This window comes from Devosia sp., from assembly GCF_040509215.1.
Lineage (GTDB): Bacteria > Pseudomonadota > Alphaproteobacteria > Rhizobiales > Devosiaceae > Devosia.
In genome coordinates, this window is sequence record NZ_JBEVLL010000265.1 from 1 (window position 1) to 13,516 (window position 13,516).

Sequence of the window (13,516 nt, forward strand, 5' to 3'; positions counted from 1 at the left end):
CTTGCGCCGTCCGTGCTGTCTTTTATCCGTATTGGAGACGGCGATGGAACGACGCGCCTATTATCGCAACGGGGTTCTGCCATGGCTGTTGATCGGCCCGCAGCTTCTCCTGGTGCTGATCTTTTTCTACTGGCCCACGACCCAGGCCCTTTATTGGGCATTCACGCTCGAACAGCCCTGGGGCGGCGGCAATAGCTGGGTCTGGTTCGACAATTTCATCGCCATCTTCCGGGATCGCGAATATTGGGCGACCGTCGCTCGCAGCGCGTTCTACGCCATGTGCACGACTGGCCTCTCCATGGCCGTCGCCCTGTTCCTTGCGTGCTTCGTTGATCGCTCGCTCAAGGGCACCAAGCTTTTCCAGTCGGTCTATGTCTGGCCTTATGCCATCGCAGCTCCCGCGGCCGGCGTGGCGTTCCGCTTCATTTTTGCCCCGCAATCGGGCTTGATCGGCTCGATCAACCAGATCTGGCCGGGCATCTGGGACCCATCCACCAATGGCATGCATGCGCTGGCGATGGTCATCATCTGCCACGCCTGGCTCGGCATCGGCTATAATTTCATCTTCTTCCTTGCGGCCCTGCAGATGATCCCGCGTTCGATCACCGAGGCCGGCGCCATGGATGGCGCGCGTCCCGTGCGCCGCATGTTCGACCTGCAACTGCCGCTGATCGCGCCGACCGTGTTCTTCCTCCTGATCATGAACCTGATCTCGAGCTTTACCGACAGCTTCGGGCTCATCGACACGATGACCGAAGGCGGTCCGGTCGGGGCAACCGAAGTCATGGTCTACAAGATCTATTTCGACGGGTTCAAAGGCCTCGACTATTCGGGCGCCGCAGCCCAGTCGATCGTCCTGATGTTCCTCGTTATCGCGCTCACTTTCGTCCAGTTCAAATGGGTCGAAAAGCGCGTGCACTACAATTGAGGACGACAAGATGATCGAACGTTCGCCCTTCTTCAATCTCGTCACCTATGCCGCCATGGTTCTGGGGCTCCTGGTGGTGCTGGTTCCCTTCTGGATCGTCATTGTGGCCGGCAGCCAGTCGCTGCAGGAAGTCAGCCGCGTGCCCATCGTGCTCTGGCCGTCTTCCCACCTTTGGGAGAACATCCAGGCCGCATGGGCCCGCGCCGATCTCGGCCCGAAAATGATCAACAGCCTGATCGTTGCGTCCGGCGTCACCTTCGGCAAGATCCTGCTCGCCTCGATCTCGGCCTTTGCCATCGTGTTCTTCGACTTCAAGGCGCGCATGGTCTGCTTCTGGATGATCTTCATCACCCTGATGCTGCCGCTCGAAGTGCGCATCGTGCCGACCTATGCGATTGCCGCCAATGCGCTGCTGCCGTTCCAGGTCGTGCTCGATACGCTGGGGATTACCGGGCTCGTGGAGGCCGTTTCGAGTGTCCGCATCGGGCTCGAATGGAACCTGCTCAACTCTTACACCGGCCTTATCCTGCCGCTGGTCGCCACGGCGACGGGTACATTTCTCTATCGCCAGTTCTTCATGACCATTCCCGATGAACTGATCGAGGCTTCGAAGATGGATGGCGCAAGCCCTATCCGCTTCTTCTTCGATGTGCTGCTGCCGCTCTCGCGCACCAATATGCTGGCGCTTGCCACCATCATGTTCGTATCGAGCTGGAACCAGTATCTCTGGCCGCTGCTGATCACCACGGACCGCACCAATTACGGCACGGTGGTCATGCAGCTCAAGGCACTGATCCCCACGCAAAACGGCACGCCTGACTGGAACGTCACCATGGCAGGCGCCCTCATCATCATGCTCCCCCCGCTGCTCATCGTTGCGCTCATGCAGCGCTGGTTCGTGCGCGGCCTTATCACCCGAGACAAGTGAGACTTTCATGGCTGCGATCAGCTTTTCCGGCGTCAAGAAGCGCTACCAGAAGAACGACGTAATCCATGGCGTCGATGTCGAGATCGAGGCGGGCGAATTCGTCGTCATCCTCGGACCATCGGGCTGCGGCAAGTCTACCCTGCTGCGCATGATTGCCGGGCTCGAAGAGATTTCCGATGGCACGATTGCCATCGACGGCAAGGTGGTCAACGAGCTCGAGCCGCGTGAGCGCGGCTGCGCCATGGTGTTCCAGAACTACGCGCTCTACCCGCATATGAGCGTGCGCCAGAACATCGGCTATGCACTCAAGGTCGCCGGCATGCCCAAGGCAGAACGCGAGGCCAAGGTGCTCAAGGTGGCGAAATCAGTCAGCCTCGAACCCTATCTCGACCGCAAGCCGGGCGAGCTTTCGGGTGGCCAGCGCCAGCGCGTTGCCATGGCCCGCGCCATGGTGCGTGAGCCCAAGGTGTTTCTGTTCGACGAGCCCTTTTCCAATCTCGATGCGAAGCTGCGCGTCGCCATGCGTGCCGAGGTTCGCAATCTCCATCGCAGCCTCGGCGTCACTTCGGTTTTCGTGACCCATGACCAGACCGAAGCCATGACGCTGGCCGACCGGTTGATCGTGATGAATTCCGGCTTCGTCGAACAGGTCGGAAAGCCGTCCGAAGTTTACCACCACCCAGCGAGCCTTTTCGTCGCTGACTTCATCGGCTCTCCGGCCATGAACCTGGTGCGCGGCTTTTTCGGCGAAGACGGCTATTTCCGCCACGGCAAGGGCGGCATGCTCAACCTGCCGGGCCTTGCCAAGGCGCATCTGAGCCGGGAAGTGTCCATCGGCATCCGTCCCGAACTGGTTCGACGTGTCGATGCCGGCCATCAGGACGCCATTGCCGCGGTGGTCGACTACACCGAAGAACTGGGCGCTTCGCGTCTCATCTATGCCCGCGCTGATGGCAGCCCGATCATCGCTATCGATAGCGGCAATGACGCGCTTGGCACCGGCATGCCGATTCACTTCGCCATGAGCGAAGGCGACGTCCACGTCTTCGACCACACGAGCGGCCGCCGCATCGACCACGAAGGTCGCCCGGTTCGCGCCACCGATTCCGTTTCTGCCTGATCCCAAGGAGGCCCCAATGGGCAATATCATCGGCACTGGCTTCAATGTCGGCTCCACCGACGGCGAATTTTTGAGCTTTCATGACGACCTGCGCGCGCTCGCCGAAATGGGTGTCGACACTGTGGAACTGGGGCTGACCAGCCTCGACCTGATCTCGGGCGGCCGGATCATTCCCGAGCGCGCCGAGCGCCTCGTTGCCATCACCAGCCAGTTCGATTTCCGCTACACGGTGCACGGCCTGGTTTCGTCCAATTTCATGGACCCGGTGACCCAGCGCTATCAGATTGATGCCGCCAAGGCGCTGGTTGAAGTCTGCGATCGCGTCAATGCCCGCGTCATCGTGCAACACGGTGGTTTCGTCCGCGCCGACCAGATCGCCGAGCGCGCTGGGGCCGACAATCGCGAACGTGAGGCCCTGACGGAACTGGCCGACTTCGCTCGCCCCTATGGCGTGCGCATCGCGCTTGAAAACATCTTTACGACCGAACTCGGTCAGTATCGCCAGACCCCGAGCCAGGTCGCCGAAACGGTGAAGGCAGTGAACCACCCCAATGTGGTTGCTCTCATCGACTTCAGCCACGCCTATCTTGAAGCGACCTATCGCGGCCTCGATTTCTTCAGTGAAATCGCTGCCATGGCGCCGGTCGCGGGGCACTTGCATGTCCACGACAGCTTTGGCCGTCCGCAGGGCTTCTTCAAGCCGTATCACCCGCAGGAAAACACGGCGATGGGCATTGGCGACCTGCACATGCCGCTCGGCTGGGGCGATATCGACTGGGATCGGATTTTCTCCGAACTGACCTTCCTGCCCGATACCGTGCTGATGATGGAAATCGGCCGTCGCTATCGCGCCGAGCAGCCTCAGAGCCTGCGCCGTGCACGGGCACTGGCTGGCCTTGATGGTCAGGCGCTGGAAGCGGCGCAGTAAGCGCTAATCTGCTCCGATAGAAATGAGAACGGGCGTCGGCCATGCCGGCGCCCGAGCTGTTTCTAGCTGGCCGTTTGCGGCTCTGCTGCGCGGCGGGAGTTGAGGGCGCAGGCGGCGATGATGAGGCTGCCGCCGAGCCAGAGTTGCGGGCCGGGGATTTCGGAAAAGAAGAAAAAGCCGAGGAGGCCGGCCCAGATGAGGGCGGTGTAATCGAGCACAGCGAAGACGCTGACCGGGAGGCGGCGGAGGCCGTTGATGAGCAGCAGGAAGCCGACGGCGCCGAGGAGGCCGATGAGCGTGCCGAGGCCGGCGATTTTCGGCGTGATTTCGGGCCAGGCGCCGAGGGCGAGCGGGAAAGAGAGGAGGGCCGCGATGAGGGACTGGCCCATGGTCATGGCGGCGGGATCTTCGCGGGTGGAGTGGTGTTTGAGGAGTGCTACGACGATTGCGTAGGTGAGCGGGGCGAGGAGCGCGGCGGCCCAGGCAATGGCGTCGCCATTGGCGGAGGCAAAGGGATTGCTGTGGCCGGCAAAGATGATGGTGGCGGAACCGGCGGCGCCGAGGCCAAGGGCGAGCCAGGCGCCGGGGCCGATCTTTTCATGGAAGAAAATGGCGCCGAGAAGGGTGACATAGACCGGGGCAGTCATGCCGAGGGCGGCGACGACCGCGAGGGGCAGGTGGGTGACGGCGTAGAAGAAGAGCGATGCCGTGACGACGAGGAGGGCGGCGCGCTGGGCCTGGCGGCCGAGGTCTTCGCGCTTGGGCCAGGAGGCGCCGGTGAGAGCGATCCAGAGGATCAGCCAGAGGGCGGCGCCGAGATAGCGGAGGAAGACGACCTGGAAGGTGGTCAGGTCTGCGCCGAGCGCCTTGGCGACCGCATCCATGCAGCACATCAGGACGATGCCGGAGGCGCAGAAGAGCATGCCGCTGAGGGATTTCACCTAGAGATCCTTGGAGAGAAAGCTGCGAGTGCGGCCCGGAGGGAAGTTCGGCAGGGTCCCGAAGACCGTGTAACCGGCCTTTTGGTAGACGTGCAAGGCATGGGGATTGAAGGTGTCGATATAGGCGCCGTGGCAACCGCGGGCGCGCGCTTCCTTTTCGGCGGCGGCGAGCATGTGGGCGGCCATCTGCTGACCGCGCTTTTCCTCGGCGACCCAGAGCCATTGCACATAGAGCCAGCCCCAGGCGGTGTAGCCGGAAATGCCGGCAACGAGGGACTGGTCGGCATCATGGACCAAGACGGCGAGGGGCCGGCGATCAGCGGGGCCGACATCGGCTTCGTTAAAGCTCGTGAGGCCCTTGCCGATGAGGTCGAGTGCCTCGGCGGTGGGCCGGTCGGTGACTTCGATGGAGACAACCATCAGGCGGCCAGTACGCCGCCGGTGAGCGGATGGGGTGCGCCGGTGGTGGTTGGGAAGCTGATGGGGAGGCCGCGGAGGACGCGGACGGCGAGGAAGGCGAAGCATTCGGCCTCGATGGCGTCGCCGCGCCAGCCGACGGTTTCGGCGGGGACGGCTTCGACGCCGGCGCGGGTTTTCAGCATGGCCATGATCGCCGGATTGTGCCTTCCGCCGCCGCAGACGACGAGCTTTTCGGGGCGCTGGGGCAGGAGGTCGAGAGCCTTGCCGACGGCGCCGCAGGTGAAGGCGGTGAGGGTTGCCGCGCCATCATCGGCGCTGAGGCCATCGGCCATGGTCGAGAGGAAGTCGAAGCGGTCGAGGGATTTTGGATAGGGGGCGCTGAGATAGCGGTGGGTCAGCAGCTTTGCGAGGCGCTCTTCGTCGACCTTGCCGCGCAGGGCCATCTCGCCATTGTGGTCCATGTCGCCGAGGCCGAGGCTTTTGACGAAGTCGTTGATCGGGGCGTTGGCGGGGCCGGTGTCGAAGGCGATGAGCTGGTCTTTGCCATCCCAGAAGGTGACATTGGCGACGCCGCCGAGATTGAGCACGGCGGTCTTACCGTCGGTGGCGCCAATCTTTTTCAGGAGGGCTTGGTGATAGAGGGCGGCGAGGGGCGCGCCCTGACCACCGGCGCGGACGTCGGCGGAGCGGAAATCATAGGCGACGGGGATGCCGAGGAGGTCGTGCATCAGCTTGCCATTGCCGAGCTGGCGGGTAGCGCCGATGCGGCCGGGTTGAGGCGCGCGGTGGAGGACGGACTGGCCGTGGAAGCCGACGACGCCGATGTCTTCATTTTTGAGGCCGGCGTCCTTCACCAAGGCGGCGACGGCGGCGGATTGGGCGCGGGTGAGGGCGTCTTCGGCTTCAGCGAAGATCGCGGGCTCTGGGCCTTCGAAGGCCCAGGTGCGGGCTTGGGAGAGGGTTTCTTCGAGCTGGTCGCGGATCGATTGGGGATAGGGCGCGAGGGTGTAGGCGCCAAAACTTTGGACGGTTTCGCCGTCCGTGCGGAGGAGGGCAACGTCGATATTGCCGTCGAGCACCGTGCCGGTCATGAGGCCTACGGCCCAGATTGGTTCAAAGGTCATTTGCTTACTCGGCGTTGATGCGGTCGCCCACGGCCCGGCGCAGCGCAAAGATGCCGCTGTCGAAATGGCGGGTGGGGTGGACGCGATTGGTCAGGAGGGTCCAGGCGTGGCCGCGAGCGAAATCGATCCAGATGCCGGTGCCGGTAAAGCCGGTATGGCCGATGGTTTCGGCGGTGCAGTTGTCGCCGCCCGACCAGCCATCATAGGGGCGTTCCCAGCCATGGGTGCGGCGGGCGCTGAGGGGGGTGCGGATCAGGGCGTCGGGGCCGGCATTGGTGAGTTTGTTGCCAGCGAAGTCGAGCATGGAATGAACGGTGCCGAAGAGGCCCGCATTGCCGGCGCCTTCGAGGGCCGAGCAATTGTCATCGTGGACTTCGCCGACGAGGACGCGGTGGCGCCAGTAGCAGAGTTCGGTGGCGGCGGCGTTTTGCGGATCGGCGGACCAGGCGAAACCGGGGCCGGGGTCCTGCTCGCGTAGCCACTTGCCGTGGATGCGTTCGAGGGCGAAGCCGAGCAGGATGAAATTGATGTCGGAATAGACGGCGGGGCCCGCAGGGAATTCGTGCTGCAGGAGGAAGGTGCGCAGGAGGTCCGGGTCGCGGCCATAGGTGTAGAGCGGAAAGACGGCTGGGAAGGGCGTCTGGTGGCCGAGGCACTGGCGGAAGGTGATCTTCCGCTCCCAATTGTCGAGATTGTAGTGGCGGTAGTCGGGCAGGATGGTCGTCAGCGGCGCGTCGAGATCGATGGTGCCGGCTTCGGCGAGGGCGAGGATGCGCTCGGTGGTGAAGGCAACCTTGCTGATGGAAGCGAGGTCGAACCAAGTGTCCTCGGTCATCGGGCGGCTGGTGGGGACCGTTTGGGCGGAGCCGATGGCGCGGGTGGCACGGTTGCCGTCGCGGTCGATGATGCCGAGGACGCCGCCGGGAATGCGGCCGGATGCGATGGCTTGTTCAAGGGCGGGGAAGGCCCGCTCCAGCATGTCTTGCGGCTTGCTCATTTGATTTCTTCGATGCGGACACGGTGATCCCGCCCGGCCTCACGCCAATTGGCTGGGGGCGGTTCGTAGCCGGCGGGGCGGACGAGGGATGGAACCTGGGTGGCGTCGAGCGCAAAGTGCTGGCGACGGCGCTCGACGGCAGGAACGGCCGAGATCAGGCGCTTGGTGTAGCTGTGCTGTGGGTCGGAGAGGACCGCGCGGGCTTCGCCGATCTCGACGATCTGGCCGGCATACATGACGGCGATGCGGTGGGCGATGCGTTCGACAACGGCCATGTCGTGCGAGATGAAGAGATAGGCGAGGCTGAATTCGCGCTGCAGATCGACGAGAAGATCGAGGACGCGAGCCTGGACCGAAACGTCGAGGGCGGAGACGGCCTCGTCGAGCACGACGACGTCGGGATTGAGCATCAGGACGCGGGCGATGCAGAGGCGCTGGCGCTGGCCGCCGGAGAACTGATGGGGATAGCGGTTGAGGACGTCGGCGGGGAGGCCGACGCGGTCGAGGAGGAACCGCATGCGGGTGCGGAGGGTCTCATCGAGCTTCTGGCCGTTGGCGATGGCAGGTTCGGCGAGGAGTGCTTCGACATTGAGGCGCGGATTGAGCGAGGCGAAGGGGTCCTGGAACACCATTTGGATGGGGCGGCGGGAGCGGCCAGCCTTGGCGGCGATGGCGCCGCGGTGCTTTTCATTGAGGCCCAAAATGGCGCGGGCGGTGGTGGATTTGCCGGAGCCGCTTTCGCCGACGATGGCGAGGGTTTCGCCGGGCATGAGATCGAAGCTGACGCCATCGACGGCGTGGATGGCGCCCTTGGGCTTGAAGAGGCCCTTCTTTACCGGGAAGCGGACGACGAGGTCGTCTACCCTAATGATGGGTTCGCTCGTAGCAGTGCGCTCGTTGTCGGCGCGGACGGCCTTACCGGAGGTGAAGTGCGGCACGGCGTTGAGGAGGTGCTTGGTGTAGTCGTGCTGCGGATTGTCGAGCACGGCGTCGGTCGTGTTCTGCTCGACGGCGAGGCCGTGTTGCATGACCATGATGCGGTCGGCAATGCCGGCGACGAGGCCGATGTCGTGGGTGATGAAGATCATCGACATGCCGGTTTCGGCGCGCAGCTCGGCGAGGAGCGCCATGATCTGGGCCTGCACGGTGACGTCGAGCGCAGTCGTCGGCTCGTCGGCGATGAGGAGGCGCGGACTGCTGGCGAGGGCCATGGCGATCATGACGCGCTGGCGCATGCCGCCCGAGAGTTGGTGCGGGTAGTAGCCGAGGCGGGATTTGGCGTCGGGGATGCGGACGCGGTCGAGCACGTCCAAGGCTGCGCGCTCGGCTTCGGCGCCGTGGAGGCCGCGATTGAGCTTGAAAGCTTCCTCGATCTGGGCGCCGACGGTGTGCACCGGATTGAGCGAGGTCATCGGCTCCTGAAAGATCATGCCGACATCGCGGCCGCGAATGGTGCGGAGGACCTTTTCGTCTGCCTTGGCGACATCGAGGGTCGAGCCGTCGCTGCGTTGCAGGAGAATGGAGCCATTGGTGATGCGGCCGCCGCCGAAATCGACGAGGCGATTGACCGAGAGGGCGGTGACGGATTTGCCCGAGCCGCTTTCGCCGACGATGGCGAGGGTTTCGCCGGGTGCGAGGTCGAAGCTGACGCCCTTCACCACTTCATTGGCGGCAGGGCTTTGGCCGAAGCCGACGCGCAGGTCGCGGACGGAAAGGAGAGGGGTCATGCTTCTCTCCTCTGGGTGCGGGGATCGAGAATGTCGCGCAGGGCGTCGCCGGTGAGGTTGAAGCCCAAAATGCCGAGCATGATGGTCAGGGCCGGGAAGATCATCAGCCAGGGGGCCTGAGTCATGAGGTTCTTGCTTTCGGCCAGCATGAGGCCGAGCGACGGGGTGGGCGGCTGGGTGCCGAGGCCAAGGAAGGAAAGACCGGCTTCGGTGAGGAGGGCCCAGGCGAGGGCCAGCGTCACTTGCACCGCCAGGGGGGCGACGAGATTGAGCAGCAGGTGGTGGCTCAAGATGTAGGGCTGGGAACTGCCGAAGGTGCGGGCGGCGTCGACGAAATCGCGCTGCTTGAGCGACAGAGCCGGGCCGCGGACGACGCGGGCGAAGATGGGCGTGTAGACGATGGCGATGGCGGCGACGCTGGTCGAGGTGCCCGGGCCGACAATGGCGATGATGAGGAGGGCGAGGAGGATGGCCGGGAAGGCCAGCAACACGTCCATGATGCGCATCAGGATGCCATCCCACAGCGTGCCCCACCAGGCGGCGAGGAGGCCGATGACGGTGCCGAAGAGAGTGGCGAGGCCGACCGAACAGAAGGCGATGATCATCGACTGCTTGATGCCGACCATGAGGCGGCTAAACGTGTCGCGGCCGAGGAGGTCGGTGCCGAACCAATAGGTGGCGCTGGGGGGCTTCAGCCGATCGATTGCGAAAAGTTTTAGCGGGTCATGCGGGGTGAGGCCAACGACGCCGAGCAGGGCTGCGATCAGGTAGAGCGAAATGATGGCGAGGCCGATGCGCCCGGAGGGGTGACGCAGGAAGGCGCGAGCGAGCTTTGACATCAGCGTCCCCCGATCCGGATGCGCGGATCGAGCGCGACATAGGCGAGGTCGACGAGCAAGTTCACAAGCAGGAAGTTGAAGGCGATGAAGAGGACGGTGCCCTGGACGAGCGCGTAGTCGCGCTGGGTGATGGCATCGAGAACGAGACGGCCGAGGCCGGGCAGGGCAAAGATCTGCTCGACGATGACGGCGCCGCCGAGGAGATAGCCGAATTCGACGCCGGAGAGGGTGACGACCGGAATGAGCGCATTGGGCAGCGCATGGCGCCAAACGACGCTGCGCTGGGAGGCGCCCTTGGAGCGGGCGGTACGGATATAATCGTCGCTCAGGACGTCGAGCATGGCCGAACGCGAAATACGGGTGACCGAGGCGGCGAAGGCAAAGCCGAGCGTGATGGCCGGGAAGATCAACTGGCCGATGCTGGCCAAGGGGTCGACTGTCAGCGGCGTGAAGGTGCCCATGGCGGGGACGAAGCCGAAGAAGACCGACAGGACATAGATGATGAGCACGCCGATGACGAAGCTCGGCGTCGACTGGCCGAGCATGGCGAGCATGCGGACGATGAGATCGCTGGGCTTTTCATTGCGGGTGGCGGCGAAGACGCCGAGCGGGATGCCGACGCTAAGGGAGATCACCATCGACATCAGCGCCAATTGCAGGGTCAGCGGGAAGCGCTCGAGGATGATCGAGAGGACCGGCTTGCCATAGATGGAGGAAATGCCGAGATCGCCCTGGAAGAGGCCAGAGAGCCAGCGCAGATATTGTGACCAGATGGGTTGATCGATGCCGAAATAGGCGGCGAGGGCCGTGCGTTGAGCGGGGGTGAGAAGGCCGGCTTCAGTGCCGAGCATGGCGGTGATGGCATCGCCGGGCACGAGGCGGATCGAGACGAAGACGAGAACCGAAACCCCGAGCAGGATCAGTGGGAACGTCAGGAGGCGTTGCACCACATAATTCATCGAACGCCTTCTCCTGGATAAAAAGGGGCCGGCCCGTGGGCCGGCTCCGAACGTAATACAAAATTACTGGATTGAAACTTCGGTGAGGCCGAACAGCGTGCCGGTCGGCGAGGGGACAAAGCCCGAAACCGTCTTGAGCTGGGCGGTGTAGCCATAGCCCGTCGAGAGCCAGAGCCACGGCGCCTGTTCGACGAGGTGGTTTTCGAACTTGTGGAAGATTTCGACGCGCTTGGCCGGATCGGTTTCGGCCTGGCCTTCACGCATCAGGGTGTCGAGTGTGTCGTCGACGAAGTTGGAAACCTTGAGGAGGTTGCCGTCCTTGGTGAAGTAGCGGTTGTACATAGGGAACGGATCCGGACGGCCGCCATTCTGGGCGACGGCCATGTCGAAATTGCCGGCGAGCCAGGTGTCGACATAGACGTTGAGTTCCATCATCTCGATTTCGAGATTGATGCCGATTTCAGCGAGCTGGGCCTGAAGCACCTGGGCTTCGGAAGCGGCAACCGGGGGTTCGCCCGTCGCGCCGATGACCTTGGCAGTGAAGCCGGTGACGCCCGATTCAGCCATGAGCTGCTTGGCCTTTTCGAGGTCCTGCTCGTAGCAGAAGAGGGTGCTCGGGTCCTGGGCGAAGGCCGGCATAGTCAGAGGGCCTGTCACCTTGCCTTCGCCGGCGAGGGCCGCATCGACGATTTCCTGGCGGTTGATGGCGCAGGACATGGCCTGGCGCACCTTCAGATTGTCCATGGGCGGACGCGAGGGATTGAGCTGGAGCACGTTGTAGGCGAGGCCGGCAACGCGGTTGAGCTGAAGATTGGCTTCGTTGGGCACCATGGTGGCGACCAGCGGATCGTTGAGCAGGGCAAAATCAGTCTGGCCGGCGCGGAGCGAGGCGAGGATCGCGGTTTCGTCAGGCAGGACGGAGATGGCGATGCCGTCGACCTTGACGTCGCCGCCAGCCCAATCGGCATTGGCGCTCAGCACTTCGCGGGAATTGGGTTCCCAGCTATCGAGCTTGAAGGGGCCGGAGCCGATGGCTTCGGTACCGATGGTGCCGGATTCGATTTCGCTGGCCGGAACAATAGCGGCGTTGATGGTCGCCATGGCGACGAGGATCGGCACGTCGGCGGTCTTGAGGTTGAAGACCACGGTCTCGGCGTCGGGCGTGTCGATGGTGTCGATGGAGAGGAAATTCGAGCGCGCGGCGGCGGCGGTTTCCTCGTTGAGGATGCGCTCAAAGGACGCCTTCACGTCGGCCGGGGTGACCTGGGCGCCGTTGGTGAACTTGGCGTTGGGATCGAGCTTGAAGGTCAGCGTCTTGGCGTCGGGGGAGAATTCCCAGCTCGTTGCGATGGCGGGAATGACGTTGAGATCGGCATCGAAGCGGACCAACGGCTCATAGACCAGTTCGAGCAGGCGAATGGACGGGAAGGCGGTCTGCTTATGCGGGTCGAGGCCCGTCGCGTCCTGGCTCCAGGCCATGCGGAGCGTCGCTGCCTGCACCGGCAGGGCGACGGCGGCCGTGGAAAGCGCCGTGGCGATGGCGAGCCCGGTCATGAGCTTGCGGTGGTTGATCCAGTTCATCTTATTCCCTCCTTGCTGGCGGCCTTCGCGCGAAAGCCAATCTCCTGAAGTGCATTGCCGCTCCAACCCCTCGGGGCTGCCCTGTCGGCGACAATGGTTCATGACAAGCCTATGAAGTCGCGCCAGTCTGTGTCAACGAGTTTCAGAATATTGGCCTTATGTGAAACATTGTTTCAGTTTTCGGTTGATTTGGAGTAGCGTTGCCGCATATCGGGCCGGCGCCCTGGAGGATGCTTTGGGAATTCAATCGACCATTGAGGCTTCGTCCGCGAAGTTCACGCCGGCCATGCAGCGGGTAGCCAGCGTGATCAGCGATACGCCGAGCCTGGTGCTCGACAAGACGATCTATGAGCTGGCTGAAACCTGCCAGACTTCGGTGGCTTCAGTGGTGCGCTTTTGCCAGGCGCTGGGGCTTTCGGGCTATGCGCAACTGCGCATGTCGCTGGCGACGGAGCTGGGCAAGGAGACCGCCCAGTATGGCGGCAACCTGATCCTCGGCGCGGAGATCGCCAAGTCCGATACGCTGCGGGAAATGGCGTCAAAGGTTGCCTCGCTCGAAATGCTGGCGATCGACGAGACGGTTTCGGGGCTCGATTATGAGGCGCTGGAGCGGGTGGTGGCGGCGCTCGACAAGGCGCAGCGGATTTTGCTGTTCGGCATCGGGGCGAGCCAGTTCGTGGCGCAGGACCTGCATCACAAGCTGTTCCGTATCGGGCGCAATGCGTTTCTGCTGGCTGATCCGCATGAGGCTTGGACGGCGGCGCTGCTGTCGCCGGCGGGGACGGTGGCGTTTGGGTTTTCCCATTCGGGAGAGACGGCGGATACGGTGCGCTATATCGAGATTGCGCGGCAGGCGCGGGCGCTGACGATAGCGCTGACGGGGTCGCCGGAATCACCGCTGGCAAAGGCGGCGGAGGAGTGTCTGGTGAGCCGGGCGCGGGAAAGCCGATTGCGGGCGGGGGCTATGGTCAGCCGCATTGCGCAGCTGGCGATCGTGGACTGTTTGTTCCTCGGGGTGGCGAAC

The 13,516-nt window shown here is 63.7% G+C and carries 13 protein-coding genes; 5 read left to right on the plus strand and 8 right to left on the minus strand.

Going from position 1 to position 13,516, the window contains the following annotated elements:
• The first annotated feature begins 43 nt into the window (after nt 1-43).
• The 4 genes from ABW043_RS14950 to ABW043_RS14965 are packed head-to-tail and all read left to right on the plus strand — an operon-like array spanning nt 44 to nt 3,904.
• On the plus strand, nt 44-928 hold the full coding sequence (locus ABW043_RS14950; RefSeq protein WP_353921996.1) for an ABC transporter permease subunit: 885 nt from the start codon (nt 44-46) through the stop codon (nt 926-928).
• A gap of 10 nt (nt 929-938) precedes the next feature.
• Nucleotides 939-1,856: an ABC transporter permease subunit gene (locus tag ABW043_RS14955; RefSeq protein ID WP_353921997.1), complete on the plus strand. Its 918-nt coding sequence runs from the start codon at nt 939-941 to the stop codon at nt 1,854-1,856.
• A gap of 7 nt (nt 1,857-1,863) precedes the next feature.
• Complete coding sequence (locus ABW043_RS14960) at nt 1,864-2,976, plus strand: ABC transporter ATP-binding protein (RefSeq protein ID WP_353921998.1); 1,113 nt, start codon at nt 1,864-1,866, stop codon at nt 2,974-2,976.
• Between the two features lie 16 nt (nt 2,977-2,992).
• Complete coding sequence (locus ABW043_RS14965) at nt 2,993-3,904, plus strand: TIM barrel protein (RefSeq protein ID WP_353921999.1); 912 nt, start codon at nt 2,993-2,995, stop codon at nt 3,902-3,904.
• Nucleotides 3,905-3,966: 62 nt separating this feature from the next.
• On the opposite strand, the gene ABW043_RS14970 is transcribed toward ABW043_RS14965, so the two are convergent.
• The 8 genes from ABW043_RS14970 to ABW043_RS15005 all read right to left on the minus strand — a co-directional run bounded on the left by ABW043_RS14970 (nt 3,967) and on the right by ABW043_RS15005 (nt 12,465).
• Nucleotides 3,967-4,845: a DMT family transporter gene (locus ABW043_RS14970; protein ID WP_353922000.1), complete on the minus strand. Its 879-nt coding sequence runs from the start codon at nt 4,843-4,845 to the stop codon at nt 3,967-3,969.
• Entirely contained in the window at nt 4,846-5,265 is a 420-nt protein-coding gene (locus ABW043_RS14975; RefSeq protein ID WP_353922001.1) for a GNAT family N-acetyltransferase, read from the minus strand.
• A complete protein-coding gene (locus ABW043_RS14980; RefSeq protein WP_353922002.1) occupies nt 5,265-6,389 on the minus strand; it encodes an anhydro-N-acetylmuramic acid kinase in 1,125 nt (374 codons plus the stop codon). The genes ABW043_RS14975 and ABW043_RS14980 overlap by 1 nt, the downstream gene beginning before the upstream one ends.
• A gap of 4 nt (nt 6,390-6,393) precedes the next feature.
• Nucleotides 6,394-7,386 (minus strand): serine hydrolase domain-containing protein, encoded by a 993-nt coding sequence (locus ABW043_RS14985; protein WP_353922003.1) that lies wholly within the window; start codon nt 7,384-7,386, stop codon nt 6,394-6,396.
• Nucleotides 7,383-9,113: an ABC transporter ATP-binding protein gene (locus ABW043_RS14990; RefSeq protein WP_353922004.1), complete on the minus strand. Its 1,731-nt coding sequence runs from the start codon at nt 9,111-9,113 to the stop codon at nt 7,383-7,385. Before ABW043_RS14990 ends, ABW043_RS14985 begins: the two co-directional genes overlap by 4 nt.
• On the minus strand, nt 9,110-9,952 hold the full coding sequence (locus ABW043_RS14995; protein WP_353922005.1) for an ABC transporter permease: 843 nt from the start codon (nt 9,950-9,952) through the stop codon (nt 9,110-9,112). The genes ABW043_RS14990 and ABW043_RS14995 overlap by 4 nt, the downstream gene beginning before the upstream one ends.
• On the minus strand, nt 9,952-10,911 hold the full coding sequence (locus ABW043_RS15000; RefSeq protein ID WP_353922006.1) for an ABC transporter permease: 960 nt from the start codon (nt 10,909-10,911) through the stop codon (nt 9,952-9,954). Before ABW043_RS15000 ends, ABW043_RS14995 begins: the two co-directional genes overlap by 1 nt.
• Nucleotides 10,912-10,974: 63 nt before the next feature.
• The gene (locus ABW043_RS15005) at nt 10,975-12,465 is read right to left on the minus strand and encodes an ABC transporter substrate-binding protein (protein WP_502908653.1); all 1,491 of its coding nucleotides are present in this window, start codon (nt 12,463-12,465) and stop codon (nt 10,975-10,977) included.
• 262 nt (nt 12,466-12,727) lie between these two features.
• Between ABW043_RS15005 and ABW043_RS15010 the strand changes: the two genes are divergently transcribed.
• Nucleotides 12,728-13,516, plus strand: a 789-nt coding sequence (locus ABW043_RS15010) for a MurR/RpiR family transcriptional regulator (protein WP_353922008.1), incomplete at its 3' end; no start/stop codon positions are given.

Bases quoted from the DNA above. Each gene is read 5' to 3' on its own strand.
- ABW043_RS14950 (WP_353921996.1), top strand. From the start codon at position 44: ATGGAACGACGCGCCTATTATCGCAACGGGGTTCTGCCATGGCTGTTG.
- ABW043_RS14955 (WP_353921997.1), top strand. From the start codon at position 939: ATGATCGAACGTTCGCCCTTCTTCAATCTCGTCACCTATGCCGCCATG.
- ABW043_RS14960 (WP_353921998.1), top strand. From the start codon at position 1,864: ATGGCTGCGATCAGCTTTTCCGGCGTCAAGAAGCGCTACCAGAAGAAC.
- ABW043_RS14965 (WP_353921999.1), top strand. From the start codon at position 2,993: ATGGGCAATATCATCGGCACTGGCTTCAATGTCGGCTCCACCGACGGC.
- ABW043_RS14975 (WP_353922001.1), bottom strand. From the start codon at position 5,265: ATGGTTGTCTCCATCGAAGTCACCGACCGGCCCACCGCCGAGGCACTC.
- ABW043_RS14980 (WP_353922002.1), bottom strand. From the start codon at position 6,389: ATGACCTTTGAACCAATCTGGGCCGTAGGCCTCATGACCGGCACGGTG.
- ABW043_RS14985 (WP_353922003.1), bottom strand. From the start codon at position 7,386: ATGAGCAAGCCGCAAGACATGCTGGAGCGGGCCTTCCCCGCCCTTGAA.
- ABW043_RS14990 (WP_353922004.1), bottom strand. From the start codon at position 9,113: ATGACCCCTCTCCTTTCCGTCCGCGACCTGCGCGTCGGCTTCGGCCAA.
- ABW043_RS14995 (WP_353922005.1), bottom strand. From the start codon at position 9,952: ATGTCAAAGCTCGCTCGCGCCTTCCTGCGTCACCCCTCCGGGCGCATC.
- ABW043_RS15000 (WP_353922006.1), bottom strand. From the start codon at position 10,911: ATGAATTATGTGGTGCAACGCCTCCTGACGTTCCCACTGATCCTGCTC.
- ABW043_RS15005 (WP_502908653.1), bottom strand. From the start codon at position 12,465: ATGACCGGGCTCGCCATCGCCACGGCGCTTTCCACGGCCGCCGTCGCC.